The 23,281-nt window shown below is 50.4% G+C and carries 26 protein-coding genes; 1 reads left to right on the top strand and 25 read right to left on the bottom strand.

The features are described from left to right. Positions 1 to 34 precede the first annotated feature (34 nt). Genes AC0IXH_RS01255 through AC0IXH_RS01230 form a run of 6 tightly spaced genes read right to left on the bottom strand, consistent with a single transcriptional unit; the run spans position 35 to position 6,064 of the window. Positions 35 to 712: a hypothetical protein gene (locus tag AC0IXH_RS01255; protein WP_471719821.1), complete on the bottom strand. Its 678-nt coding sequence runs from the start codon at positions 710 to 712 to the stop codon at positions 35 to 37. Next, entirely contained in the window at positions 709 to 1,020 is a 312-nt protein-coding gene (locus AC0IXH_RS01250) for a hypothetical protein (RefSeq protein WP_471719820.1), read from the bottom strand. The genes AC0IXH_RS01255 and AC0IXH_RS01250 overlap by 4 nt, the downstream gene beginning before the upstream one ends. Further along, on the bottom strand, positions 1,020 to 4,157 hold the full coding sequence (locus tag AC0IXH_RS01245) for a TipJ family phage tail tip protein (RefSeq protein ID WP_471719819.1): 3,138 nt from the start codon (positions 4,155 to 4,157) through the stop codon (positions 1,020 to 1,022). The genes AC0IXH_RS01250 and AC0IXH_RS01245 overlap by 1 nt, the downstream gene beginning before the upstream one ends. A gap of 31 nt (positions 4,158 to 4,188) precedes the next feature. Then, positions 4,189 to 4,698 (bottom strand): tail assembly protein, encoded by a 510-nt coding sequence (locus AC0IXH_RS01240; protein ID WP_455865390.1) that lies wholly within the window; start codon positions 4,696 to 4,698, stop codon positions 4,189 to 4,191. Beyond that, complete coding sequence (locus AC0IXH_RS01235; protein WP_471719818.1) at positions 4,641 to 5,360, bottom strand: C40 family peptidase; 720 nt, start codon at positions 5,358 to 5,360, stop codon at positions 4,641 to 4,643. Before AC0IXH_RS01235 ends, AC0IXH_RS01240 begins: the two co-directional genes overlap by 58 nt. After that, the gene (locus AC0IXH_RS01230; RefSeq protein ID WP_471719817.1) at positions 5,360 to 6,064 is read right to left on the bottom strand and encodes a phage minor tail protein L; all 705 of its coding nucleotides are present in this window, start codon (positions 6,062 to 6,064) and stop codon (positions 5,360 to 5,362) included. The genes AC0IXH_RS01235 and AC0IXH_RS01230 overlap by 1 nt, the downstream gene beginning before the upstream one ends. A 133-nt stretch (positions 6,065 to 6,197) precedes the next feature. Here AC0IXH_RS01230 and AC0IXH_RS01225 point away from each other — a divergent pair, with 133 nt between their 5' ends. Further along, complete coding sequence (locus AC0IXH_RS01225) at positions 6,198 to 7,010, top strand: DUF6602 domain-containing protein (RefSeq protein WP_471719816.1); 813 nt, start codon at positions 6,198 to 6,200, stop codon at positions 7,008 to 7,010. Between the two features lie 8 nt (positions 7,011 to 7,018). Here AC0IXH_RS01225 and AC0IXH_RS01220 read toward each other — a convergent pair whose 3' ends face one another. The 19 genes from AC0IXH_RS01220 to AC0IXH_RS01130 all read right to left on the bottom strand — a co-directional run bounded on the left by AC0IXH_RS01220 (position 7,019) and on the right by AC0IXH_RS01130 (position 23,276). Beyond that, positions 7,019 to 7,372 (bottom strand): phage tail protein, encoded by a 354-nt coding sequence (locus tag AC0IXH_RS01220; RefSeq protein WP_471719815.1) that lies wholly within the window; start codon positions 7,370 to 7,372, stop codon positions 7,019 to 7,021. 12 nt (positions 7,373 to 7,384) lie between these two features. Then, the gene (locus AC0IXH_RS01215; RefSeq protein WP_471719814.1) at positions 7,385 to 11,035 is read right to left on the bottom strand and encodes a tape measure protein; all 3,651 of its coding nucleotides are present in this window, start codon (positions 11,033 to 11,035) and stop codon (positions 7,385 to 7,387) included. 64 nt (positions 11,036 to 11,099) lie between these two features. Beyond that, on the bottom strand, positions 11,100 to 11,399 hold the full coding sequence (locus AC0IXH_RS01210) for a hypothetical protein (RefSeq protein ID WP_471719813.1): 300 nt from the start codon (positions 11,397 to 11,399) through the stop codon (positions 11,100 to 11,102). A 66-nt stretch (positions 11,400 to 11,465) separates the two neighbouring features. Then, entirely contained in the window at positions 11,466 to 12,140 is a 675-nt protein-coding gene (locus AC0IXH_RS01205) for a DUF6246 family protein (RefSeq protein ID WP_471719812.1), read from the bottom strand. Between the two features lie 59 nt (positions 12,141 to 12,199). After that, positions 12,200 to 12,943, bottom strand: a complete 744-nt coding sequence (locus AC0IXH_RS01200) for an Ig-like domain-containing protein (protein ID WP_471719811.1) — start codon at positions 12,941 to 12,943, stop codon at positions 12,200 to 12,202. A 28-nt stretch (positions 12,944 to 12,971) separates the two neighbouring features. Next, the gene (locus AC0IXH_RS01195) at positions 12,972 to 13,355 is read right to left on the bottom strand and encodes a phage tail termination protein (protein WP_471719810.1); all 384 of its coding nucleotides are present in this window, start codon (positions 13,353 to 13,355) and stop codon (positions 12,972 to 12,974) included. After that, positions 13,352 to 13,720: an HK97 gp10 family phage protein gene (locus tag AC0IXH_RS01190; protein ID WP_471719809.1), complete on the bottom strand. Its 369-nt coding sequence runs from the start codon at positions 13,718 to 13,720 to the stop codon at positions 13,352 to 13,354. Before AC0IXH_RS01190 ends, AC0IXH_RS01195 begins: the two co-directional genes overlap by 4 nt. A gap of 79 nt (positions 13,721 to 13,799) precedes the next feature. Next, on the bottom strand, positions 13,800 to 14,087 hold the full coding sequence (locus AC0IXH_RS01185) for a DUF2542 family protein (RefSeq protein ID WP_455865402.1): 288 nt from the start codon (positions 14,085 to 14,087) through the stop codon (positions 13,800 to 13,802). A 95-nt stretch (positions 14,088 to 14,182) separates the two neighbouring features. Next, positions 14,183 to 14,527, bottom strand: a complete 345-nt coding sequence (locus AC0IXH_RS01180; RefSeq protein WP_455865403.1) for a hypothetical protein — start codon at positions 14,525 to 14,527, stop codon at positions 14,183 to 14,185. Positions 14,528 to 14,696: 169 nt separating this feature from the next. Then, positions 14,697 to 15,074, bottom strand: coding sequence for a DUF7370 family protein (locus tag AC0IXH_RS01175; protein ID WP_471719808.1), 378 nt, complete (start codon positions 15,072 to 15,074; stop codon positions 14,697 to 14,699). A gap of 2 nt (positions 15,075 to 15,076) precedes the next feature. Beyond that, positions 15,077 to 15,445 (bottom strand): hypothetical protein, encoded by a 369-nt coding sequence (locus AC0IXH_RS01170; protein ID WP_471719807.1) that lies wholly within the window; start codon positions 15,443 to 15,445, stop codon positions 15,077 to 15,079. Positions 15,446 to 15,454: 9 nt separating this feature from the next. After that, positions 15,455 to 16,531 carry a major capsid protein gene (locus AC0IXH_RS01165; RefSeq protein ID WP_338570427.1) on the bottom strand — a complete coding sequence of 359 codons (1,077 nt, stop codon included), beginning with the start codon at positions 16,529 to 16,531 and terminating at the stop codon, positions 15,455 to 15,457. An 11-nt stretch (positions 16,532 to 16,542) separates the two neighbouring features. After that, complete coding sequence (locus AC0IXH_RS01160) at positions 16,543 to 16,983, bottom strand: hypothetical protein (protein ID WP_346566437.1); 441 nt, start codon at positions 16,981 to 16,983, stop codon at positions 16,543 to 16,545. Positions 16,984 to 16,986: 3 nt separating this feature from the next. After that, positions 16,987 to 18,174, bottom strand: a complete 1,188-nt coding sequence (locus tag AC0IXH_RS01155) for a DUF2213 domain-containing protein (protein ID WP_471719806.1) — start codon at positions 18,172 to 18,174, stop codon at positions 16,987 to 16,989. Between the two features lie 70 nt (positions 18,175 to 18,244). Then, the gene (locus AC0IXH_RS01150; protein ID WP_471719805.1) at positions 18,245 to 18,748 is read right to left on the bottom strand and encodes a hypothetical protein; all 504 of its coding nucleotides are present in this window, start codon (positions 18,746 to 18,748) and stop codon (positions 18,245 to 18,247) included. Positions 18,749 to 18,785: 37 nt separating this feature from the next. Beyond that, the gene (locus tag AC0IXH_RS01145) at positions 18,786 to 19,766 is read right to left on the bottom strand and encodes a phage minor head protein (protein ID WP_471719804.1); all 981 of its coding nucleotides are present in this window, start codon (positions 19,764 to 19,766) and stop codon (positions 18,786 to 18,788) included. Beyond that, complete coding sequence (locus AC0IXH_RS01140; RefSeq protein WP_471719803.1) at positions 19,714 to 21,165, bottom strand: DUF1073 domain-containing protein; 1,452 nt, start codon at positions 21,163 to 21,165, stop codon at positions 19,714 to 19,716. The genes AC0IXH_RS01145 and AC0IXH_RS01140 overlap by 53 nt, the downstream gene beginning before the upstream one ends. A 9-nt stretch (positions 21,166 to 21,174) precedes the next feature. Further along, positions 21,175 to 22,722 (bottom strand): terminase, encoded by a 1,548-nt coding sequence (locus AC0IXH_RS01135; RefSeq protein ID WP_471719802.1) that lies wholly within the window; start codon positions 22,720 to 22,722, stop codon positions 21,175 to 21,177. Beyond that, positions 22,719 to 23,276 carry a terminase small subunit gene (locus AC0IXH_RS01130; protein WP_471719801.1) on the bottom strand — a complete coding sequence of 186 codons (558 nt, stop codon included), beginning with the start codon at positions 23,274 to 23,276 and terminating at the stop codon, positions 22,719 to 22,721. Before AC0IXH_RS01130 ends, AC0IXH_RS01135 begins: the two co-directional genes overlap by 4 nt. Positions 23,277 to 23,281 lie beyond the last annotated feature (5 nt).

The raw sequence follows: 23,281 nt of genomic DNA, 5'->3' as shown, positions 1-23,281 counted from the left end.
TCACTAAAAAATCAGATCATTTCGATCTATTTATTTAATCGTACAAGCTACATTCAATGTAAGGTGGTGCGTAACCGCTACCTTTTGTTGAGCTAACTGCAATGGATGCGGAACTCCTTCCCATCTGGTTAGACTTTATGATCGTATTGCTTCCATTCCAGTAGCACCCTGTTGAACGGGTAATTATCTGGGTAACTATGTTGCCACCGATAAACTGCGAGTAGACTACAGCTCCACAGCGGGCAGGGATGATTGCCTTTTTACCTGATATTGTTTCATTCAGATACTCTGCTGTACCTGCGTTTCCGGTAGGATTGACGACGTTAATCCCCAATAACACTCTTGTCTCATTAGTCAGTATGCATCTGCCAGCGCCATCATAAATTGCGATTCCCCACGCAGGTACCGGCTGAACAACGGCTCCAAATACATAAATAGTTCCGCTTACGGTTCCACTACTGAATGCCCCTACCACTAATCCATGAGTTCCGGACGAAGCCTGCTGATAGCCCCAACCATCGGGTTGATCGAATCTTACGAAATATAGGTATGGAATGCCATTCGAAGAATCCAATGAAATGCGCTGACCGTTACCTGAGTTGACTGTAGCATCCAAAGAAAACGTCTGACGCCTAACCAAAGCGAAAGGAATGGTGTCCTGAATGTAAAAAGGAGTGCCATCCTCCCTTGTTAGCATCGCCCCGTAACTCATGCTGCATACCCCATTATATACATTGCATTCAGTGGGAAGCGGTCAGTTCCGGAAACATTATTTGGCGCAGGCTCAACAATTACGTTATTTCCCGACACGTAAATCCTACGCCTGTTATCCCCAGTTCCGTCTGTAGAACTGTCTGGCATAACTACAAAGTAAAGTGAATATCCCGCAGGAACAGAAAATGAGTAACTTGCGCTTAATGTGTTTTCTTCAATTCGGTAATAGCCAAGTATGTTTACCGGCACAAGGCCGGTATTGTTATAATTACCGCCAGCGTCCCATGTACCAAATCCCCATGTCATCAGCTAAGTTTCCCCATTTTTACACGCAGAACGCCACTGGCATCAAATACACTGATAGTGTTGTTGGTCATAGTCATGCGCCCCGAGTTGTCAGAGCCGTTATTTTCAAACGTTCCATTTTTGAAGTTAATTAACAATCCGGCAGAACCTTGAACATAATTATCCGATTGAAGTGTATCGGTGATTTTACCTCTCCCGATTGAAGCATCCTGGATAAATGCAGAACGAAGGAATACCTGTCCATTTAGTGCTGCAAACGCAAGCTGATAGCTCCCGGCAGTATTTCCCGTATAAATACCAAACTGGTCTGCACTGAATGCCATTGTCGTTTTATAACTACTTCCGGATGGCTCAATACCCATTGCCATACCGGTTTTGTAATACTGCCCATTTCTTAATATTTGCAGACCCACGTCATAAAATGCGCTGGCCGTGCCGTCTGAGTTAACCGTTGCCGTCAGCTTTTGATTCACTGATGACGTTAAGTCGCCAATCTGCGCCTGCACCAGCGTGTTCTGCTGCGCCATTGCCTGACTGACGTCCGCAATAGTGGTGTTCACTGTGATTATGTCTGCGCGAACTTCACCGTACTGCTTAAACTGGTGATCAACGCTTGCATCATTATCCAGTGCGTTTTGAAGCATGCCCGCAATATTGGTATCAATATTTTCAGCCAGATTCTTGAAGGTTTCAGACTCGCGAATCTGCTCATCGATGTAATCAATCATCCCCGGAATATCTGACGATGCTTTGCCGGAAGCTTCAACAAATGGCGACACGCCGAATGCATTCTTGGTGCGGACGTACATGTAATAGGTGGTATCAGCTTTGAGCGCGTGAAGTGTCCATTGCGATGCGCGTCCAAGGAACTGCGCTTCATTCTCAACATTACCGATACTGGTGGCACGAACCTCCCCAGTGAACCAGAACTCGAAAGAAGTATCGGTTGTGGCAGTAACGTTCATTACCGGCACAATATCCGCAGAGAAAAAGCCTGGGGTCCACTGGATGTAAGTCGGGGCGCCGGGCGCGCCTATTACCAGGCTGATTTGAGTTTCAGCACCTTTCATGCCGTTCTCATTTCTTCCCCTGACTCCCAGCGTGTAACTACCGGCATCAATGCCGTAAAAGTCGAAGCGGAACAGCTCTGTTTCGTACTGCGCGACAACCTTCCCATCCATCGAGTAAACATAAAGCTCAAATACCAACTTCTTGGTTGTGGTGGCAGTTTCCCATGTGGCCGTAACCTGCACCGTCTCGCTGTTGGTATTGATGATCCGAAGGTTTTCAATGTTGGGAACGCGATAACTATTGGCGCTATCGTTCGGGATTTCGAATACAGCCCCTTCGTCAACAATGGCCTGCTTGTTTGGATCGTGCTGTGCGGCGTTGATGGTGTAAGTAGAGTTGTTCTCTGCTTCGCTGATTCCAATAATTCGGAACAGCCTAGTGGCTATCTGGCCGGTTGAGATAACGAATACGGTTCCGTCCCTCACCCAGGCCGGTGTTGATTTAAGCGTCACTACACGACCGGCTACGGATTTGATTTCGTATTTAACAAGCTTTCCATTCGAGCCGACCAGGGAAATTGAATCTCCACTACCCGCAACACTCGACAGGTCCGCATCAACGGTAATCACCGCCCCAGCGTGGGAGATTATTCTTCCACCCAGTCTCGCCGCGGCATAGTTGTTATCCATCAGCTCGATGATGTCACCAGGCGTAAAGGCGATCGCGTCGCGCGCCATCTGGAACTGCACTTTCTTTGTTTCACGCTTCGCCGTTTCAAGCAGCCACTTGCCTGCCCTCCATGCCTGTCCTCGTGAGGTGCAGCCGAATGCCTCAAGAGTGGTCTCGTTGTAGTCGAACCGTGCAATCAGGTCATCATCCGAAACGTACTCTTTCTGCTGCTCCCAGCCATTGTCCGGGTCAGTCCAAGACACAACCACGGCATTAAACCGGTCAGATCGCTTCGTGCTACTGTAGGTGAAAGTGCCATCAACCACGTTGGCATTTGTGATAGCAGCTATGGGGTCTTGCGGGGCGTCAATTGAAACAGTAAGTCGCATACCATCCCACAGCGCTATCCCTCGAAACATCCCGGCAATATTATCCAGAATGTCACGCGCTGAAGCTTGCTCAGTGATATAAGCATTAAGCGTCATCCTTGGCTCACGGCCGCCATATCCATCATCAACAAGCTGATCGCAATATTGAGACAGGATATAGAGTGAGCCGTCATCGACATCAATGTAACCAGCGCGCCGGGAAAGTCCGTACCTGTTGTTTTTGACCAGCGCCCGGAACAACCATGCTGGGTTATTGGTCCACGCTGCCTTAAAGCCGCCTGTCCACAGCCCGGTGTATGTGCGATTGATGGGGTCGTAGTTATCAGGCACATCAACAATCAGCCCGCGAAGATGGTAAGTGCGGCTCGGCGTATCGGTGTACTGGTCGCGGTCGATCACTGAACCGGCAATGGCTGAAAACGGATAGTTCAGGTTGTCATCCGTGATTTCAACGTAGCTGTTCCATATGGTGCCATTAACCAGCGTATCGACCATGCTGTCAGGCGTGATTCGGCGTACGCGGATATCGAAAGGCTTAGTATCAGGGGCATTAATAACATGGGCCTCGAGATACTCCCCGTTTTGCTTGCCGGTGATCGTGACTGTTTCTGCGATATTCCATGCAGCATTACCAACGCGAGTTTCCAGAACAAGGGTCACCGATGTTTCTTTCTGGTTGCCTTTGGAGTCCTGTTCTACCAGCGAGGAAACGCCGACGTTAAAGCGTACCCTGGTCACATCGACATCAGTAACCGTCCTCACCAGAGGCGTTGCCTGAGTGACGTCGGTGTTTATGATCGTGGTTGCTTCGATGGCAGAAAAGCCATTTATTGGTGACTGAGTTTCTGAACCCGGGCGCCATGCCACAGTGACGCCGTTGATATTTACGTCGCCATTTGCAGAGGTGATTGGGGTTTTGTTTACCAGAAATGATGAGAGGTGAGACTGATCGATCGGCCCCCAAATCGGACCTTCAGAGATTAAATCGAGAACCTTGTAATACTGCTTTGACTTTAGATTATCGTTCAGCAGTTTGGGTGTTGAGGCTTTGCCGCCGCCTGAGCTCATGTTCTACCTCAATGGCTTTAATTTGGAGGGATTAGCTGATGATCTCATCCCAGTTATCAGTGTTGCTGGTATCAATACCCAGGCTGATGACGTTACTTCCGACCAGCATCTCTCCAAGCAGGATGGGAACTGGCTTACCCTGCCCTACACGGTTTTCCGCACTGGTGAATGAATTGTTGGTGATGGTGTTAGTTTCCGCCGCCTCAGCAGACGTTTTGGTCTTCATGTTGTGGGCGCTGTACACCGAGTAGGCCACTGACAGGACGGCTATGATGATTGCACCGACAACCGCACCTTCGACGGCCGGCACGAATAAAACGGTTGAGCCATCTTCCAGCCTGCGGTCCATATGCCACTTCACCGACTGCTCTGATACGTCTTCACCAGCTACCCGCAGATTGACCTTTGAACTCAGGAAAGCCTTTTTAAATTCCTGGCTCTGAGCTATCAGCAGCCTTAAGCCCTGAGCGGGCGTTTCAACATTCAGCTCAACCTGGCGGAAATATCTGCGGAGATGGCCGCTAAATTTAAAGATGAGCACTGTTCATGCCTCCAGACGGAGTGGGTTTGTTTGATATACGCAAGCCGGTACGACTCTCGCCTGCTGATGTGACCGGCGCAGTCGTGGTGCAGCACCTGATTATCATCGAGCAGGATCATCGAGTGGCAAGGGTCTGCACCCGGGAAAGGCTGACGGATAATGATATCGCCGGGCTGGGCAGACTGAAGTTCAACCTCAGTAAACCCGTTAACTTCCATATTTTTCAGGTAGAGATTCTCACCACGCAGCCACCAACCGTTTTCGCGCTCGAAATCAGGAAGGTCTATTCCGCAAAGGTGGTAGGCATCTCTGAAAAGCGTGTAGCAATCCATTTTTCCGTGCTCAAACCGGCGCCCGGAAAGATGAGGGACCGGCCGGAATTTGTTAAGCACCCCATCACATGCCAGCCACCATTCAATGCCGGTGATAACCTGCATGGCTCTGTCAGCTGCCGAAAGATAGGGATAGCCAGGCGGGTGTGAGTGGAAAACTGCTGTGACCTCGCCTTCTGACTCAGCCGCAATCCAGTCGTCATCGCTGATACGAAAGTTAACCGATGGGGTTGGATGGATATTCGTGCAACTGAATAGGCGGCGATCGTCAACTATCAGGCCGCAGACTTCATCCTCACATGATGCTGCGTATTCAAGGCAGTCACGCATTACGTCACCTTTTGAGATCCGGGGAAGCTGCTGATTGGCATTGGTTCCGGTCGTGGGTAGCGGAGTCTGCAACCTGAACGCCGGTGTGAACATTTATCCTTTCCGGGATCGGAAGTGGGATTGTCTCGCTCATCCGCAACGGGCGGGCCATCGTATCCGCAGCCGGGGCCACGGTATGACCACTGGCATACGTCAGCTAGGATTGTTCTGGCCGGGATAATTGCGTTATCACAGTCGATAGGGGTCGCAAGGGAATAGGTCACCTGCTCAAATGTTTCGCCAGTCATTTCCTCAACAACATAGCGAGACACCGCCTCTTGAGTCGGATCGGCGTCAGCATTGCCATTTGGAAAATTGACTGCATCCAGATGCTTTACTGAAACCTGACGACGGGTGATGACCACTCCCAGCATGTCATCAAAATCCCTGTTAATACCCGTGATCAATCCGGTAACGTTGGCGACAGTCATCGTCGGCCTTGAGTAGGCGCCCTCGCTTTTACTCTCAAAGCCTTCCACGGCGATCGGATATGGCTGGTAAACGTTCCCCTTCCAAATCACGTTCCCATAATAAGCATTAGTCCCTGAATGGAAGCGGATTAAGTCGCCACCATAGGGCTGCAGGTCTGCCTCATACAGGTCAATGAAAGCCCCTACTCCAGCGTCCACGCTCTCTATGATTAGTTCAGATGGTATGTCTCTCATATAGCGCCCATAAAAAGGCCGCACTTTGGCAGCTCAAAAGGTTGAGTACTGATCGAATATCAGGATGTTCTCGATAAGAAATTACATATAAGTTAACTGCATAGATTTTATTAAATGATGGAGTTTGAGATAAATGCTTAAAGCACACATGGATTATAAGGAAGATTTACTTGTCGCTCAGTCGAAAAGTGTTTCAATTACGGGTCACTCTCTACATAAGGGGACACCTAGAGAATCTTTCATACATGAGTTTTTAGAAAGCCATCTACCAAGAACCATTTCAATTGGCACAGGGGAGATAATTGACTTCAATTCCAGTCCAAGTGAGAAAAGAAATCAGTATGATATAGTTCTGTACAGAAATGATTATCCAAAACTTAGCTTTGGTGGTGGAATAAACGCATTCTTGATCGAATCCGTGGTAGCCACCATTGAAGTGAAATCCAATTTGACGTCGGAAGAACTTGAAAATGCTATCATTGCAGCCAATAACTCAAAAAAATTAACACCTAGCATCAATCAAATAATACAAATGAATGGCATTGGTTCTTTTGGTATAAAAAATTATGTGGTTGCATATGATGGCCCTGCAAAGCTAGAAACAGTTTTTCATTGGTTGAATCCCATTCATAAGAAACTTGAAATTACGCTCCCACCATTAACTTTAGATAATTCTAGGTATGATATAAAGTCACCATCTATTGACGGAGTTTTCATTTTAAAAAAAGGATACTTTTATTTTGATAACATTCACTTTGGTTTTAAACTACAGGATATTAGAGAGCAATACACTAATCTCAAATGGGTCATGAATGAGTCGAGAGAAGGTAATTTATTAATGCTATTTCATATGCTTCAAGAGCTTATAAAAACTATAAACGGAACATTCCTAAATGCATTCCCTTATATGAATAAGCATGAGTATAATATTAAAACCTTTGATTAAATTAATACTTAACGTGGCACCTGCTCAAAAGTTCCGGTCAACGTGAATATGCCCTTGCTCTTCTGCATCGACCACGAACGGCACACATACAGCCCCTGAACACCAGTATCTGGCGGTGTCCAGTAGAACGACTCAACAGACATGCGCGTGGTGAGAAACGCATCCACCGCTTTCGCCACGTTTACGCGGCCGCATTTGGAATCTTCAAAGCCCATGAAGGTGAGCGGGTATTTACCCATAAGTGGATTGATACCCTTCATCTGTCGCTGTTCGTAGCCATCACCTAATTTCACTACGGCTACATCAGGCGTACGCTCGCCCGTGAAACCCGATTGCGGGCTCCATATAAATGTTTCTGGCATTGGTTACTCCGGTTACCTGCTTTTTTGCAGCATGCCACCTGGCCGCTGCTGGTCTTTGATTGCTTTAAGAGACTGGTCGTAAGCAATTTTGGCGAAAGCTGCCTGTGTTTGAGTTGTGTCGGCGGTTGAGCCTTCGAAAGTGAAGTGGTTCACCTGGTTGATTACACTTCCGCCGCCTCCCGAGCCAGCCAGGTCCTTATTGCTGATGACTGAGCCGTTATCACCGGGGATCATGTACTGCTTGCCTGTGCTGGCCTGATAGATTTCAGGCATTCCTCCCTCACCAACCTGGTACATTGAGCCGGCAGATACTGGCCCGCCGTTCTTGCGGAATCCCGCAATGGATATAGCCTGAGCCGATGTCATTGCGGAGGTATATCCCGCCAGGCCCGCCGCCGCTGCGCCGCCATAACTGGCAATTGATGCAGCCATTGCTGCAGGAGTCCAGGCAGCAAGAAGGGTCGCAGCGGAAGCTACTCCTGTTGCAGTTGAGGCCGCCAGAGCAGCTGTAGCTGTTGCCTGATTTGAAATAGTTGCGGATGTTTGCGCAGCAGAACCCATGACCTGGGCTTTTACCCATTCAATGCCCATCTGGACCAATGCGCTAACAACGCTATTGAGAATGGTGGTTCCGATGTTAGCCAGCGACTCCTGCAAGCTTTGGGTTCCATTAATAAGCCCGGTTATCGCATTGGTGGCGCCACCCTGAAGAGAGTCGATAGCGCTTCCCATTAGTTGATTCGTTTCGTTTTGGTTCTCCCAAATCTTCCACGCTGCATCAATGCGGGCTTGCTCATACTCAGTATTTGCCGCGTTACGTAAAGCCATTCCCTGCTGTTCAGTAATGGTCTTGTTAGATTCAAACTGTTGGATCAAAGCCAGTTTTTGAGCATTTTCATTTGCAAGTTGCTGCACTGGATCAACAGTTCCCGCCGCCGCCTGCTGAGGTGTAACAACCTGTTCTGCGCGGATCTTGGCTAGGTTGACCTGATGCTCTTGCTCAAGCCTTTCCGAAGTGGAATTGAATTGCTCCTGGCTAATTTTTTTGGCCGACAAAGCTGTCTGCAGGTCTGAAACATCCTGCTTGTAACTGGCATTCTCCTTCGTTTCAGGCAGGAGTTTTTCTGCTGCTGCCTGTGCTCGAATGGCATTACCAGTATCCCATTTAGTTGCGGCATACTGGCCTGCCAACTTGATGTCTTTCTCAGTTGCTGCGCTGCCAAGCGATTGCTGCGCCGTCAAAATGGCCTGATCACGGCTAAGCTCTCGTGTGGAGTCGCCGGCCAACTCGGATTGTTGCTTAAGGTTTGCAAGTTTTTGAGCAATAGACTCAGCCTGAGTCTCAGCCTTTTTCCCTTGGGAAATCCCTTCCTTTGTTTCCTTGTTTCTAGCCGCTTCAGCCTGCTGCAGGTCATATTGAGCGCCTGCAAGTTGACCCGCTGCATTAACCTGATTCTGATTTCCCCCTTTATCACCAGCCTCCATGCGAGCTTTGGTTACAGCGCGCAGTCGTTTATCGGTGATGGCAAGGAGGGTGTTTTCGTCGGCCAGGTCTTTGTTATAAGCATTTGCCTTATCGCTGCGTGGAATCTGCAGGCTGGTTGAGTTGAATTTATCTTTTGCCCGACTGGCAAAGTCGATCGCATTGCCAAACTGGTTCATCAAGCCTGCAGCTACGCCCGCCTGATCACCATCGCGCTTCAGCAGGTCGATACCCTGTGCAAATGTTCCATTCATTTGAGCACGGAGAATTCCAGTCTTGCTCACTGTCTGGCTTAGCTTGTTTTGCGCAGTTTCGTTCTGAGCTAAAAGGTGAGTGTGTTCACTCTGGGCATCTGACAACTCTGAAAGCGTTACTTTGTAAAGCAGGCTTCCCTCTTCCAGATAACTAAGCGTGCGGCGCAGTCTCGACTGCTGAAGCTCGTTAGATTCAATGCTCGATTGATTGTCTTTGAGTGCGTCAGCCTGTGCGCTGATTGACTTAGTAGCATTGTCGATCTCCGCAGCAAGCTGAATTTGACTCAGCCCTTTCATCTTGGTGACCACGCCATCAAGCTTGTCAGCGAAATCGATGCTTTCCTGCCGAGCCTGCTGCATCTTCTGGTAAAGGTAGTGAATTCCTGTTGCAGCAATCACAGCAAAACCTACAGGGCCGCCTATTAGACCTAAAGCCCCTTTTAGCAACCCTGCAGATGCGGAGGCTGCTCGCGATGCCACTACAGATGCCTCTTGCGACGCTATATAACGCCCATTGGCTGCCGTAGCAGCGCCAGTAGCATTTGCTGCTGCCAACCTTGCTGCACTAACCTGCTCTTCTGACGCAGCAATTGCAGAGCTTCTTGCCTGATATGTTGCAGCCTCAGATGCTGCGAGACGAGCATTTAATGCTAATGATGCCTGTTGGAGTTGGGCCATGCGCGTTGCAGTTGCGATCCGTCCCTGCTCTGATATTTGCGCCTTCAGGCGCTGTGTTTCTAAAGCTTTCTCTGATTCAATTTGAGCTATAGTCGTTCTTATGGAGGCAGTTTCTGCTTCCGCAAGTTGCACCTCTGCCGCAACAGAGGCGTTAGTAGATCTTAAAGTTGCGAGTCTCCCCTCAGCTAACTGAAGTGATTGGATTGTTAGCGCTTTCTCTACAGCAGCTAGACGCAATTTTGCAGCAGCCTCAACTTCTGCATCTTTAGCTGAAGCCTCTGATGCCTTTGCAGAAGCTATGCTTGCGGCAGTGTCTTTTACTTTTGCTGAAGTTGACAGAGCAAGGGCTCCAACAAATCTACCCCCGAAAATCACGGCTGCAGCTGCGATCGCATTTGCAACAACATCCATGTTTTGACTAAGTGATATCACCCCATTATTAAAAATCTTTATAGAGGTGCTCACGCTGGAGCTTTCACCAACAAATTTAGTAATGTTATTTGTTGCTACAGTGAATGCCTGCCCCATCGTCAGGGCGGTGTTGCCGAACTCTTTGGCGATGGCATCGCTTTGCTTCAGCAAGCCATTAACCACTACTTCCGTGGTCAGTTTGCCTTGAGCCGCCATTCCCCTAAGTTGACCGATTGTCACTCCAAGAGAGTCCGCCAGAGCTACAGCCAGGCGACTGCCGTTCTCAGAGATGGAGTTGAATTCCTCCCCTCGCAGCACGCCAGACGCCAGCGCCTGTGAAAGCTGAGTCATGGTTGAGCTGGCTTCTTCCGTGGTGGCACCTGAAACTGCCAGACCTTTGTTGATTGTTGTTGTCAGCTTTATTAGATCAGCAGTACTTGTGCCGGCACTTCTCGTTGATCGCTCAAGTCGCCCATAAAGGGTTGCTGTCGCCTCCAGGCTTGACCGTGTGTCCTGTGAGATATCAAAGACGCGCTGTGTGACATCAGCAAGTTTTTCATTGGCCTGAACTGAGTTGGCAAGTTTGTTGTTGACCGTTACCCAGGCATTACCATATTCCGCCACTTGCTTAATTGAGATAGCGGCGGCAAGCGCAGAAGCAACTTTTGAAAGAGAGGAAAATGATTTCTCCGCATTCCCAGCAGACTTCGCCGTGCTATTGAAACTTGAGTCCAGCCGGTCCAGGCGCTCATTGACTTGGCGCTGACCCTCTATTAGCCTGGCGACATTCATCTCTACTTCATAAACGATTCCGCCTGCATTTACTGAACCAGCCATTTAGCTTTCTCCTGGCATAAAAAAACCCCGCCGAAGCGAGGTTCATTGAATTGCATTTAAGATTTTAGAATGAGGTTTTGTTAACCGTGTAGGTCTTAACCTTTCCGCCACTGAGTTGAACCATTAGAGATTTACCGTTTGCTTTACCAAAGGCATTTGCGTGGCTATATGTCCAAATCAGAACTGAGTTTCCTTCTGAGTCAACGCTTCTTGAGGTGGGCTGACCAAATTCACTAATCACTTCTTGTTCAGTTGTCACGCCCTTCTGGATTTGGCTAATTTTACCTTCGTCGAAGTCTTGACCTACTGATGCGCAACCTGCGAGTAAAAATGAAAAACCCAGACCTAAAATTAACTTCCTCATATCCCTATCCCCAAACGTAAGTGTTGGGATAAATCCTAGCATGTAGTGGGTGCAATTGAGTGCAATTTAGGCCAGCTTAGCCCTTCGTTTTGCCTGCCTTGCTAAGAAGTCGTCTTGTACTTGATCATATTCCTCGCGCGTGAAGCCCTTCTGATCCGGATACTTAGCGTTCAGCATTAGCTGAAACTCGGTCATGGACAGTTGCTCAGCCTCTGTCCTGCTGATGCCAAAGTGGTTGCGCGCTGCACTGATGTAATCGAACGATCGGAACTCCGTGGTTGCCTGTGCAGACTCATGACGCTGCAACTGTCGAAACTTAGCTTTGCCGATAATGCCGTGGGTAATCAGGGATTGCGCTATCAGCACCATCTCAACGGCATTCATCAATCCTGCCCGGTATACGAACGCCCATTTCCCTGATTTACCCGGGATAATGTCACCAGTCAGCCGGGATACGTCACTCTCACAGCAGGCTGCCAGGACAGATATTGCCGCCATCATTGCTGGCTTACCCATCTGCTTGCGACTCAAGTGAGCCATCAGCCATGCAGGAACTAGGCCGTATGCATCCATGGCGCGCTGAATAATCGGCGTAATCTCATCGTTATGCAGGTCATAGAAGGCCTGCACAATCTCCTGTGGCTCACCTACGCGTGACATGGCAGCGAATGACGGCCTGAAGAAATAATCATCCTCACCATGGCTGATAAGGCACTCGCCAATATCTTTCTGTGGAGTCATGAGCTAATCCGGTAAGTGTCATTTTCGGGGCCACCAGGTGGAAGCCCCTGAAATGGCAATTAAGCGGTGATGGTTGCCGCTGTGGTGCCGGTAAAGCTGCCATCAGTTGAGGTGAAGGTGATTGTCGCTGCACCTGCGGCCACACCTGTCACCAGGCCAGTAGAGCTGACCGTTGCCTTCGTTGCATCCGAGGTTGTCCAGGTGCCGGACTTGTCGGTTGCATCAGATGGAAGAACGGTAGCGGTTAACTGACGATTTGCGCCTACTGCCAGAGAGGTGGTAGCTGGAGAGACCGTTACGCCAGTAGCAGGCACTGCATCGTCGGTGTCGATCACATCGATGGTGTCTGCATCAGCCACTTTGAACTCAGTGGAGAAGGTGATGATGTCGTTGGTTCCACCGTCAGAACTCAGCGCGTTAATCAGCATGTAACCGATAAAGGTGATTGCACCGAACTCCATGCGAACCCAGATAGTCGGCTGGCGTGCTGCCTGAATCTCGGTGTTGAAGTACTTAATAAGGCGGAAAACGCCGTACTGATCGAGCTTGTCATTACGGCGAACTTCACCTTCAAACGAGATGGTGAAGTCTGCATTGGTGACGATGTTTTCAACATAGCCTTTTGTGTCGTCCGCGTCCGATGTCACGCTGTTCGGCGAGAAGTCGAATCCTTTACTTGTGCCGGCAGCCAGAGCTTTCCACTCTGACTCCTGTGGTAATGCATCGGCACAGCCATCGGCTACTTCGAGCACAATGGCGCGGCCAAACAACTTGGTGTTGTCCGTTGGGCAATTTGCTGCCATGGGTGATTCCTCTTTGACGTTTTCCGGCCTATTCGCCGTATTTGATTGCAAACTGAAGCCGATAGACCAGGCGGCCTTCGGTTGTTAAGACTGGCGCGGGAACCCCGCCAAAGTTTTCGATATAACCGATGCAGTTGCCGGGCAACGGATCGGCCTGAACACGCTGAATAATGGCCTGCACGGCGTCATCAGTTGCCTGATTGCCATTCATGGCGCCAATCACATCGGCCATTACGTAATACTCACCGCCCAACTCATTGCGGAGGTTAGAACCACCGTTTGGCCGGAACACCATGAACTTGTCGGTTTTGACGCCGGAATCAGTCCAGATAAGCTTCTGAACTTTGAAGCCATCGGTCAGGCCGGCAGAGATAAAGTAATCCCGCAGGCGGTCATGCATGGCTGGAATCACAGACTCATCTCCTTCTTGATGGTCCTGTCGATAAGGTCGCGGGTATCCTCAAAGCCCTTTGTCAGGAACTCTTTCTGAGCAGTCGCCCGGCGGAAGGTTTGCGGCACGTTCGGATCGTGGACAAAAACGGCATAGTTGGCGGAGTATCCCACCCTGCCTGTTATCCGGGTTCCGCTCACTTCAAGCTCACGATACTGGCTGTTGATGAGAGTGGATGTGTCGATTGGAGTGTATAGCGCTGCCTGAGACGAGCCGATAATCAGCGCACTTTGCAGAGCCCTGACTACCTTCCTGCCCTGGATGTCACCAATTATTCGGTCGAGGTTCTGCTGAGCCTGCCTGATACCTTTCACCTTCACGCCCATATTTTTTCCAAGCAATAAAAAACCCCGCTGAGGCGAGGTTGATTTTGGTAGATAATAGCTAAATGAGAAAATCAGGAAATCAAAGATGCAGCAATGCATGCACCTCAGAGTACCATTCGTGAACGACTGGTATCGTATCTAAGAGCCAGAAACCCAACCCTAGCATCGCCGTGCCCATTGCAAAATGGGCTAACACGCTAAACCAGTATTCAATGGGTTTAGGGTCTTTGTGAATGTATTCCCTTCGACTCGTTCCTTTGAAGGTTTTGGTATAAATTCCTCGGCGAAAATATTTGAAAGATTCAACAAGCATTATCGGCCCTACCAAAAAAGACGCGAACACCGTGAACCAAAATTGAAAGCCCATAACCGTTCATTCCAGTTAACGATTTACGACCATTATTGCACAACCTTGGCTGGTAAAAACCAACGATATCTCTATATCGATAAGCCTTTACGGCCTTAAACCCCAGTAATAATGGCCCAGTCATCAGTCAGGCGCTCAAAAGTGTCTGCATAGCGAATCGCCTGCACAACCTCGTCAGCACCGGCCGCCAGCGGATCGGGATTATCAGACCTACCAATCAGGATGTAATCGCCAGCCTGAGCCAGCGCGAACTCCGTCCAGATGGTGTTCTTTACGACAATCTCAGCACCGATAGAGCCAAGCCGTTTCGAAAGCCCGCCCTGATAGTCAGCCAGAATCACCAGCGGCTCAGCATAGGTCCGGTCACCTGCATCACTAACGCCGAGATTCCTCCATATGGTGCACTCAGCGGTGTAACTCCACGAAGCAAGTGATGACATAGCTATTCCCTCCAGCTAACGACAGTGGGGTTCTCAGCCGCAATGCGCGGGCAGTTAATCCGCCACTCACCTGACGCGGTAACGTAAGCGGTCGTCTGCTTGTCGCTATCAGTTTTCACCCACACTCGATTGAATGGCTTTGGTAAACGCTCAGACACTGGTATCCACATCAGCAACCACCTACCACATCAAAGAAGCCAACGCTTGTGCCAACGTCGATCGGCAAAAGTGCAGTGCATCCTGATGTGTCCAGAGCCGCCAGTGTGTTGCGCATTGTCTTCACATCGCCGCTGTAATCGAACGATCGGGACGCCCCTGAAGGCGCTGATTGTGACTTAATGCGCTGGCTGAATGCGGTTACCGCCATCAACGTCACGGCGTAAACCTGAATCAGCATCATGTCGCAATCATCGTAGCCAGCCGCCTCCAGGCACATGCTTATGCTGCCCAACTTGTAAAGGTAGGCATCAATCATGAAGTCCGGCACGGAGTAACCCAGCGCAGATAATTGCTGTTTAACCTGCGCGGCCGTTATCTGCTCTGCCATGGTTATTTCGCCTTTTTGAGTGCTTCCGCCAGTGCTGCTTCGGCATCGTCAGCGCGCTTAGTTTCTTTCGCGAGAGATTCTGCGTGATCAGTCTCTTTCGTCGCCGCTGCTTCGGTCAGTGTTTGCACCTGCACCAAAGCCTCATCCAGTTTTAATTGAATCGCTGAGGTGTCAGTGGATACGGGCGCTGAAGGCGTCGCCACCTCGAAGGTAAGTTTCTCACCTTTTTTCTCAGTGGATTTTTCAGCCTTGCCCTGAGCGATCCACTTTTCGGCAACTGAATCATCGACGTCATAGACCTGACCAGCCTCCAGTTTCTGGAAGCTGGCACCGGCAAAGAGATTTGCTACTAATACTTTTACGAGTGCCATGTTTTTTCCTTAACTGGATGCGTGAATTACTGAGAAGTGACCGTTAATGTCCTGCTTAACCATCAGGCCAGCAGCACCCCATGTGCGCCAAACGTAATCGCTGTTGTAGAACTGGCGAGGATCGGCAACGGTGCCGAATGCCTGACCAACGATTGGAGCGATAACGCCAGCCTGAAGCGGGACAATTACGATTTCGTTCCCGGTAAGCTCAGCATCTTCTTTGATGGCTGAGATACCAGACAGCTTCGCGATTTCTTCCAGCACTGTGCGCAGAGAGTTCACATCAAAATACTGTTCCCAGTTCGACATGATGTCGCTGGAAACGTACCAGGTCTGTTGGCCGTACTGAAGGTTTTGAAGCTTCATAACGTCTCGCAGAGCGATCGCTCCGGCGCGCATTGCTTTCGGATCGGTGCTGGTAGCAAAGTTCACGGTCAGGGTTACTTGGGCAACGCGTTCGTCGTGTCGCAATCCTTTCCAGGTCTTGTCGTCGAACTTGATGAAGTTACCTGCCGCGTCGCGGAAACCTTCCCAGATATAATCGACATACTGACGACGGACATCATCAACAGACCCGGACTGAGCATCTGCCAGTGAAGACAGAGCGCTGCCTTTGTTGAACACCGGATCACGCCAGTTGAACTTAAAGCCGGAGTCATGGATGGGAACCATGGTGCCGTCGAAGGTGTAGCTCTTCGCATCAAGCGCGGCACCAATCTGGCCGGACATTGATGTGTGCGCCCAGCCACGGCCACCCGTGCGAGCGTACTCATACACAGACTCTTCCAGACGCACTGAGCGTGACAGCGGCATCAGATCGTTCAGCAAGGTGAACTCAGTATTGGGTTCAAATTCAGACAGAACAGTCTGATCATATGCCTTGTACAGGCGACGAATGTCATCGACTGCGTTAACAGCATCCAGCGCTGGAGCGTTAGCAGCTTCACCACGCACGCGCGTACGAGCAATGAAATCAGCCACTGCCTGAGCACTCGAATTACGGGCGAACTGGAGCTCCTGGAATTGAGCGGTGTTAGCCTCAAGGTTCCGTGTCTCGGTTGCCTTCTTAACGGAAAATGCAAACATTCAGGTGCTCCTTACTTAATGACTACGCGCAGGAGATCACCTGCAGTCGCGATGGTGTATGAACGATCTTCTTCCACGTAGGCGCGGACAGACTCATCTGTACCTACCGCCTTAACGCGACCGTTTGCGATTGAGAGCGGCTGCCCTTTGGTGTAGGTGCCAGCAGCCGCAGGAACGTTAAAGAACACGCCCGGCGTCGGATGCATCGCCACTACCCAGTCGCCAGCAGCGATGGTGTCATCCACGGTTTTGCAACGCAGGTAGTCGTAGTTGGCGACATACAGAATCGCCTGCTCCGCACCTGCCACCGATGCGGTGAATTTTTTGGTGGTGTTATCAAAAAAGCCAATAGTGCCTGGCTTGGTGTCGGCTGCCGCAGCGCCTTCGCGATGTAACTGTGGGTTCGCAAAAATGCCGCCCGCGTGAATTACGTGCTTTCCATCTTTAGCCATTATTTACTCCGGCATTTCGCTGACAGATTGATTGGTAGCGGTCTGACGGAAAGAACCGTTCAGGCCAATTGAGGTCTGGCACTGGGCATACAGGCCATCAAGCGCAGCGCCGTCCAGCGCGTTAACCGCGATGTCGTCGAGGCCAAACTTAGTTTTAACGGCAGCACGTTTTTCGCCTTTCTCTTTGTCAGAGTTGGCGGTGAACTGGGTGTTCAGCGCAGATACCTGCTCAGTGAGCAATTTCGCCCAGGCTGGCATTTCTTCACCATTGGTGGCTGGCTGCTTATCTTTCTTTTCAGCCTCTTCTTTTTCTTTCTTCGCCTTTTCATCAGCGTCAACTTTCGCTTTGGCATCTTCGGCGACCATCTGGTTGTACGCATCCATCAGCTCAGCCTCGGTCTTACCTTCGACCTCTTTGCCTTTCGCTTTCAGCGCATTGGTGATGAGTTCTTTCATCGGGTTTGCTTCCTCTTTGACGGGCTTATTGTTGGCGCTGAAAAACGCCATGAAGTGGTTGAACATCTGCTTTAATGCTGGGTCTTGCGGGTCAGGTGTATCTGAGTCAGCGAGGTTTACCGTTTCTACCTGAACCTCATCACCTTCAGCATTAACGAACATGCCGATCCCCTCTTCTGGAGTTCCGGCTGGCGGCTCGTCGAGAAGGATGGCCACATGGTCATAAACCTGATTGGTGGCGATCCATGTGTAGCGCTTGCCGCTTGACTCTCCCTTTGCCTCAATGCGGTTTAGCAGCAGGCCAGTAGAGATGCCGATGGGCTCGACAGACTTTCCTGCAGCCATGTCATCAAGTCGCTGTAGAACTTTCCGGCCTTTTTCAGAGCCTTCAGCAAAACGACGGTTGATGACGGCATCAGTCAGAACCTGACCGTTTTCTTTTCTGACGTTCCGTGTGTATGCGCCAATGTGGTATTCATTCACCGCCCTGACGTTGCTGGCGCTGACGTGGCGACCGTCGACTTTGGGGTGGCCATATGGCATGGGCTTATCTTCAAGGCTCTTGTAGCCCTTCGTGTTTTCTTCTGCCGGGTACAATCCGCCGTTCAGCACAATGCCGTCACGGACAGGCACGACGTTTTTCACGACGATGTGCTCTGTGCCATTAATGGTTTCAGTGGTGATGTTCGAAGCGGAGTTGATGACCGACAGCACGTTTACGCAGATGCGTGACATGCTGTGTCCTCATTGGTGGATTACAGGCAATAAAAAACCCGCCTAAACGGGTGTTGCAGTGACATTCAAATTATCGGAACTTCAGCTCTTCTTTCGCGTCATGAGCAATCTCATTAATCACTCGCTGTAGTAATTTAATTTTCTCTTCATATATTACTTCCTCAGGCATGCCTTCATTATGCATTTCCCAAGTTTTGGATTGTGATTGTTCGAAAAATTGTTTGACCAAGGAATCAGTTTTAGAGCTCAGAGAGATAGGGGCTAATGCTAATTGACGCTGTATCGCTATATATAGCGCTTCGCTTTTATCCCAATCAATCGCTTCGTCATCAGTAAATATCCTTCCCATTCTTTCTTTTCGATATCTACGCCGTACCCCTCGGAAAAATATCTGCAACTCGAATAAATTTCCTACCAATTCATTATATGACTGACTCTTCTTCTCCCACCATTTTTCATGGTAGAAACGCCTTAAAGCAACGTTCGCAGTCACTATGGCGGCAATGACGCCAGTGATGACTCCCACTCCAGCTTTTGAAATGAAATCCATAACATCAAATGTACCAGCAGGCATACGAGAACTCCGGTTGTGATAACTTTCTTGTAGATTATCACTTTTCCCATTCTTTTCTCTCTTGGGCCAGCTTATACGCTAAACCTTCATTAACCACTTTGCCGTCATCACCCAGAATCACCGGGATGTTGGCGCAGTAGCAGTGATAGCGGTTGCCGCGCTCTGCATAGAACGCCTCAACCTCTTCAGTGGTGTAGGTGCGTCCGTGCCGTGCCGCGTGCCAGGTTCGTGTTGTAGGCTTTAGCGCCGACAGCCAAAGGATCGCGGTGTTAAGGCCTAGCCTGTCTTTTGCCCAGTCAGTTTCCTGCCATTGAGCCTTACGCAGAGCTCCAACCTGCTCGGTCTGAGCAATGTTCTTGGCCTGCGCCATCGATACATCGAGACGCTTACTGATGATGCCGGCTGTTTCTCGCGGGTTAACTCCCCTGCCGATCGCATCGGATATCACATTTGCCAGGTCGGCGCGCGCTGTGTCGCTGATGCCTACCCAATCGCTGTACGTTGCAACATAAGCCGCGGCTATCTGGTTCTGGTAGGCCGCAGTGCTCAGCAGCTGCATTAACGTGGTTTGCTGTGCATATACCGGCGACTGAACAGCTAAGTTGGTGAAGGCGTTAAGCGTGCCACGCTCATACTCCGCGCCAACATAATCGAACGCCCACAAATTCTGGCTTCCACCATCAAGCAACGCATCATCCAGAACCACCTGTACGCGCTGCAGCAGGTCAGCAAGCTGAATGGCTGTCATGTCGTAGATGTACGTGCCAGCGTTGCACTGGTAAAGCGTGGCGGGTGAATCCAAGTTGTTGCAGGCCAGATAGATTTGCTCAGCGTTAGACTTCCTCACCCGGCCGGTTAACCGCTCATCGAATAGCACCTTCAGGGCGCGCTTGATATCGAGGTAGCGCGACTCAATGTCACGATACATCCGGCCAACTTGCCTGGCTGATTGCGTGGGATCGGTTTTATTGCGCGGAACTATCGGTGTCCCGATTCGGGTCGTCGCTGTCGTCGTCATCTGTCAGCGGGTCCTTATCGGTTTGTTTGGCTTCAGGGTCAGGTATTGCCGGCTCTTTAATTGGCTCAAGCTCACCGGCGGCGCGTATCTCGTTCACATCAACTGCTGATGTGCCGAATGCCTGCTGCGTCTTCTGAGCTACGTCAGCCAGCGCCTGCATGTTGGCGATCTTCTCTTTCTCACTTGGCGCGAGAAGGTCAGACCATGCCAGTGTGACCTCACCGGTTGAAGGTGGGTCGATGATGCCGATAGTCCAGAAGCGCTCAATAACACGCGTCACCAGGTCACTCATGAATCCCCAGCGGCGGCCATTGCAACGCGTAGCCCATGCTGTCTTGTCTTCTTCAGAGGCAAGGTTGCCAGTCTGCTTGCCAAAAAGGATGTTGAACGGGCATTGAATCGTTGCGCAAAACTGGTTAGCCGATACGGTCCAACTCGGTGTCGGGTCGGCTGCTGCAACGGAGAGCACTGACGTGGTGCCAGACTGTGTGACTAGAGCCGAATCCGTACCGCGATTCAACTTCATCATCTTGTCGTTCATGGCCTCGCCAAGGTCTTTGTAACCTGCCTCTTTAGCCATTTTGGAAATAGTGGCCATGTCGGTGGCTGCATCAAAGCTTATGCCCAACTGACGGCTGGCATTCTTCAGGAAACCTTCAGCGCTACCGCCCTTCGTCTTCTCGATGTCGAGCAAGTCGTTATACCCGGCTTCAAGCAGAGGAATGCCAGAGAGGATGTTCTCGTCTTCAGAGCCCTCACACAAAAGGATGATGCGATCGGGATGCACCTGAACTGCTCGCGGGCTGCCAGTAGTTTTATCATCCCCAACCGGCTGCTCGTTAAAGTGATAGCTGACCGGCTGGCCGTAGGTTTCCGAGTGCGTATCCACGTCCGTATTGCCGGGCGTAATCTGCGCTTCCCATGCCGGGATTAGCTTCACCAGAGCTTTCGAGCCAAGGCGCTTCACTACCGCGATGTCTACTGGCTCACGCCAGTCCCGGTTATCCCTGACCTGAATCAGCAGAGCAGAGTACCGGCCAACCATGTTGCGGCGATCGGCATCTTTAATCTTTGCCCAGTGCTTTTTCATCAGCTTGGTGACTGCCTTCTCCCAGGCTGTCGTGTTGGTTGATTCGCGGTATTCGTCGCCATCAATGATGGTTGGATTATCGGTCCAGCATGAATCAAGGAGCTTATGCACGGCTGCGAAGCCGGTAGAGCCCCTGCGGTATTGCCGGTGAAAGTTATCGAATGTGAGTTGCTCAGGATAGCCAAACTCATCCCACAGCTTTGTTCTCTTGGTGTTGCCATTCATGCCTGCGTACAGCATGCGCTGGCGCCCTATAGCATCAGTAAGGGCGTTAACGAGGAATTGCGCCTCGGTTGTTAATTCACTCACTGGTGCTCCTTAGAAGAAGATTGCGCCTGTTTTCTTCGGCGAATGCAGAACGCGGTAGCGCGTGCCGTCCCAGTCGTGGTCTTCCTGAGTGGTATCCACGTCATCAGGTTTTTTATCGTCGCGTACCAGTACGGGAACGCGGCTTATCCAGCCACGACAGTAGTCAAATACATAGAATGCGGGTTTTTCAGCCATGCCACTCTCTGTCTTTTTTCCTTCGATTACTGCTTCCAGCATGTCGGCAAAGAGCGACGCGCCATTGATTCGGGAGCCGGGCTTTTTGTTGGACTCAACCCACTTCACACCTTGCTTCTCCATCTTCTGACCGATGGACAACTCGTTGTCAGCAGTGTTGTAAATGGCGCTATCAGCTGGTCCCGGCATTACCTCTTTGCAGATGCCAGGCATGATATGCATCTGTCCCTGCTGCTTTGTTTCTTCAGGCTCGTCACACTCTTCTCCGGCAAGGCGCTTATCGACCCATGCAACGCCCTTAGCGACGTTAGTGGATGACATATTGAGGCCTTTGTTCAGCTCATCGGGCGGGCAGCCGTACCACTCGCCAATAAGAACCAGTGATCCAGCAGGTGGGCAGAATTTACCACCATCAGCTAGCGTTGCCTCTGTGCCGTCAGACTGCGCCCACCACAGGTTAGAGAATGGCTTGGACTCCCCCCAGTCATGTGAACGGTCAACAGTCCATGTGTCAGGGATGATGAATGGCTTGATGACGTGAAGTGACTCGTTCCACAGGTGGTCGAAACGGCCTCCGCTGGTGACATCCCATGAGCCCTCAACCCATGCTTTACGCTTGTTTGGGTCTTTAATGCTCATCAGCGTGGCGATGTAAACCGGGTCGAGATATGGGTTCTCTTTGAATGAGCCATGTATTGCTACACGGGTCAGCGTTATCTCTTCTTCCTGCTGAGTCTGCGGGTTTGGCACCATCTGCTTCTCGCGGATAATGGTTCCGCGCGGAGCTGGTGCAATAAACCGCTTTTTCACCCAGGTATGGCCGATGCCAAATGGGTTTGTGGTGTTGAATGTCTCAAGCGGTATGTTCGGCAACAGTGAACCATCTTCGCGCGGGTAATCCTGCGGCCGGAATGATGATCGGCGGCATGAGAACATTGACTCATAGAAATCTGCATTAGGTTGCTTGGTCAACTCGTTAAACCCGATGAACGGGAATTCCTGACCGTGATAGTCCCAGTAGTCGTCAGCCTCTTTCCCGAAGCGGAAAAGTAGCTCCTCACCTGTGGGCCAAACCCATCGAAGCTCTGATGCAGAGTTAAGAAATCTGGCTCCATCTCCGAAAAGGCGATACATACGCTTGGACTGAGTGATGATGTCGGCGAGGTTTTTATATTCGGTGTCGAAGATGATTCCGCGCCAAAACGTGCCGTAACCCAATCCTACCAGGCGGCGGAAGCGGGCAAGTTGTGCCGCCGTCTTGCCGGGTCCGCGAGTACCCTCAAACAGGATTTCATCGCATGGACAGCTGAGAGCCAGAGATTGAGATCCGGGCAAAGGCTTCCAAACTACGTTGTAGCTCATTTGCCTAATACCTCGCTCTGCTGTTGCTGTGCGGCCGCCTCCCACTCTTCAGCACTGCTGCATGACGGTACGGGCATGATGTTGTGCGTTGCGGTGACCTTTTGGTCAATCTGCTCTTTGAATGCCTGCACGCTGATATGCTTACCAAGCAGCTCAAGGTTCTTCACTTTATCCGGCCACTTAATCTTTTTGAGGAAGCCAGGGTCATCTCCTGCCATCTCAGTGACGTCTATTCCGGATAAGGTTGTGCGCCAAGTTTTAGGCCAGTCTTTAATTGGCTTTAGTTCGCCATTAGCAAGCAGGATGTCGAGCACGTCCATCTGGTCTATCTCCACCAGACGCTTTAGAACATAAGCAGCATCAATGTTTACTTGCTCATTGCGTTGTACTTTGAGTTCGGCGATTCTGTTTTGGATGTCTGGTTTTGAGAGGTTCTCACTACCAATCTTCCGGGCGGTGTTTTCGCTGTACCCCGCCCGAATGGCCGCTTGCGTGGCGTTCAAATCGATGAGGTACTCGCGACAGAACATTTCTTGTTTGTCGGTGAGTGCCATAAAAA

The sequence above is a fragment of the Erwinia sp. AC075 genome, from assembly GCF_979253995.1.
This window is presented reverse-complemented; position numbering and strand designations above follow the sequence as displayed.

What these genes read in the sequence shown, in the direction of transcription:
- AC0IXH_RS01255 (WP_471719821.1), bottom strand. Translation starts at nt 712, where the DNA reads ATGAGTTACGGGGCGATGCTAACAAGGGAGGATGGCACTCCTTTTTAC.
- AC0IXH_RS01250 (WP_471719820.1), bottom strand. Translation starts at nt 1,020, where the DNA reads ATGACATGGGGATTTGGTACATGGGACGCTGGCGGTAATTATAACAAT.
- AC0IXH_RS01245 (WP_471719819.1), bottom strand. Translation starts at nt 4,157, where the DNA reads ATGAGCTCAGGCGGCGGCAAAGCCTCAACACCCAAACTGCTGAACGAT.
- AC0IXH_RS01235 (WP_471719818.1), bottom strand. Translation starts at nt 5,360, where the DNA reads ATGCGTGACTGCCTTGAATACGCAGCATCATGTGAGGATGAAGTCTGC.
- AC0IXH_RS01230 (WP_471719817.1), bottom strand. Translation starts at nt 6,064, where the DNA reads ATGAGAGACATACCATCTGAACTAATCATAGAGAGCGTGGACGCTGGA.
- AC0IXH_RS01225 (WP_471719816.1), top strand. Translation starts at nt 6,198, where the DNA reads ATGCTTAAAGCACACATGGATTATAAGGAAGATTTACTTGTCGCTCAG.
- AC0IXH_RS01220 (WP_471719815.1), bottom strand. Translation starts at nt 7,372, where the DNA reads ATGCCAGAAACATTTATATGGAGCCCGCAATCGGGTTTCACGGGCGAG.
- AC0IXH_RS01215 (WP_471719814.1), bottom strand. Translation starts at nt 11,035, where the DNA reads ATGGCTGGTTCAGTAAATGCAGGCGGAATCGTTTATGAAGTAGAGATG.
- AC0IXH_RS01210 (WP_471719813.1), bottom strand. Translation starts at nt 11,399, where the DNA reads ATGAGGAAGTTAATTTTAGGTCTGGGTTTTTCATTTTTACTCGCAGGT.
- AC0IXH_RS01205 (WP_471719812.1), bottom strand. Translation starts at nt 12,140, where the DNA reads ATGACTCCACAGAAAGATATTGGCGAGTGCCTTATCAGCCATGGTGAG.
- AC0IXH_RS01200 (WP_471719811.1), bottom strand. Translation starts at nt 12,943, where the DNA reads ATGGCAGCAAATTGCCCAACGGACAACACCAAGTTGTTTGGCCGCGCC.
- AC0IXH_RS01190 (WP_471719809.1), bottom strand. Translation starts at nt 13,720, where the DNA reads ATGGGCGTGAAGGTGAAAGGTATCAGGCAGGCTCAGCAGAACCTCGAC.
- AC0IXH_RS01185 (WP_455865402.1), bottom strand. Translation starts at nt 14,087, where the DNA reads ATGGGCTTTCAATTTTGGTTCACGGTGTTCGCGTCTTTTTTGGTAGGG.
- AC0IXH_RS01180 (WP_455865403.1), bottom strand. Translation starts at nt 14,527, where the DNA reads ATGTCATCACTTGCTTCGTGGAGTTACACCGCTGAGTGCACCATATGG.
- AC0IXH_RS01175 (WP_471719808.1), bottom strand. Translation starts at nt 15,074, where the DNA reads ATGGCAGAGCAGATAACGGCCGCGCAGGTTAAACAGCAATTATCTGCG.
- AC0IXH_RS01170 (WP_471719807.1), bottom strand. Translation starts at nt 15,445, where the DNA reads ATGGCACTCGTAAAAGTATTAGTAGCAAATCTCTTTGCCGGTGCCAGC.
- AC0IXH_RS01165 (WP_338570427.1), bottom strand. Translation starts at nt 16,531, where the DNA reads ATGTTTGCATTTTCCGTTAAGAAGGCAACCGAGACACGGAACCTTGAG.
- AC0IXH_RS01160 (WP_346566437.1), bottom strand. Translation starts at nt 16,983, where the DNA reads ATGGCTAAAGATGGAAAGCACGTAATTCACGCGGGCGGCATTTTTGCG.
- AC0IXH_RS01155 (WP_471719806.1), bottom strand. Translation starts at nt 18,174, where the DNA reads ATGTCACGCATCTGCGTAAACGTGCTGTCGGTCATCAACTCCGCTTCG.
- AC0IXH_RS01150 (WP_471719805.1), bottom strand. Translation starts at nt 18,748, where the DNA reads ATGCCTGCTGGTACATTTGATGTTATGGATTTCATTTCAAAAGCTGGA.
- AC0IXH_RS01145 (WP_471719804.1), bottom strand. Translation starts at nt 19,766, where the DNA reads ATGACGACGACAGCGACGACCCGAATCGGGACACCGATAGTTCCGCGC.
- AC0IXH_RS01135 (WP_471719802.1), bottom strand. Translation starts at nt 22,722, where the DNA reads ATGAGCTACAACGTAGTTTGGAAGCCTTTGCCCGGATCTCAATCTCTG.
- AC0IXH_RS01130 (WP_471719801.1), bottom strand. Translation starts at nt 23,276, where the DNA reads ATGGCACTCACCGACAAACAAGAAATGTTCTGTCGCGAGTACCTCATC.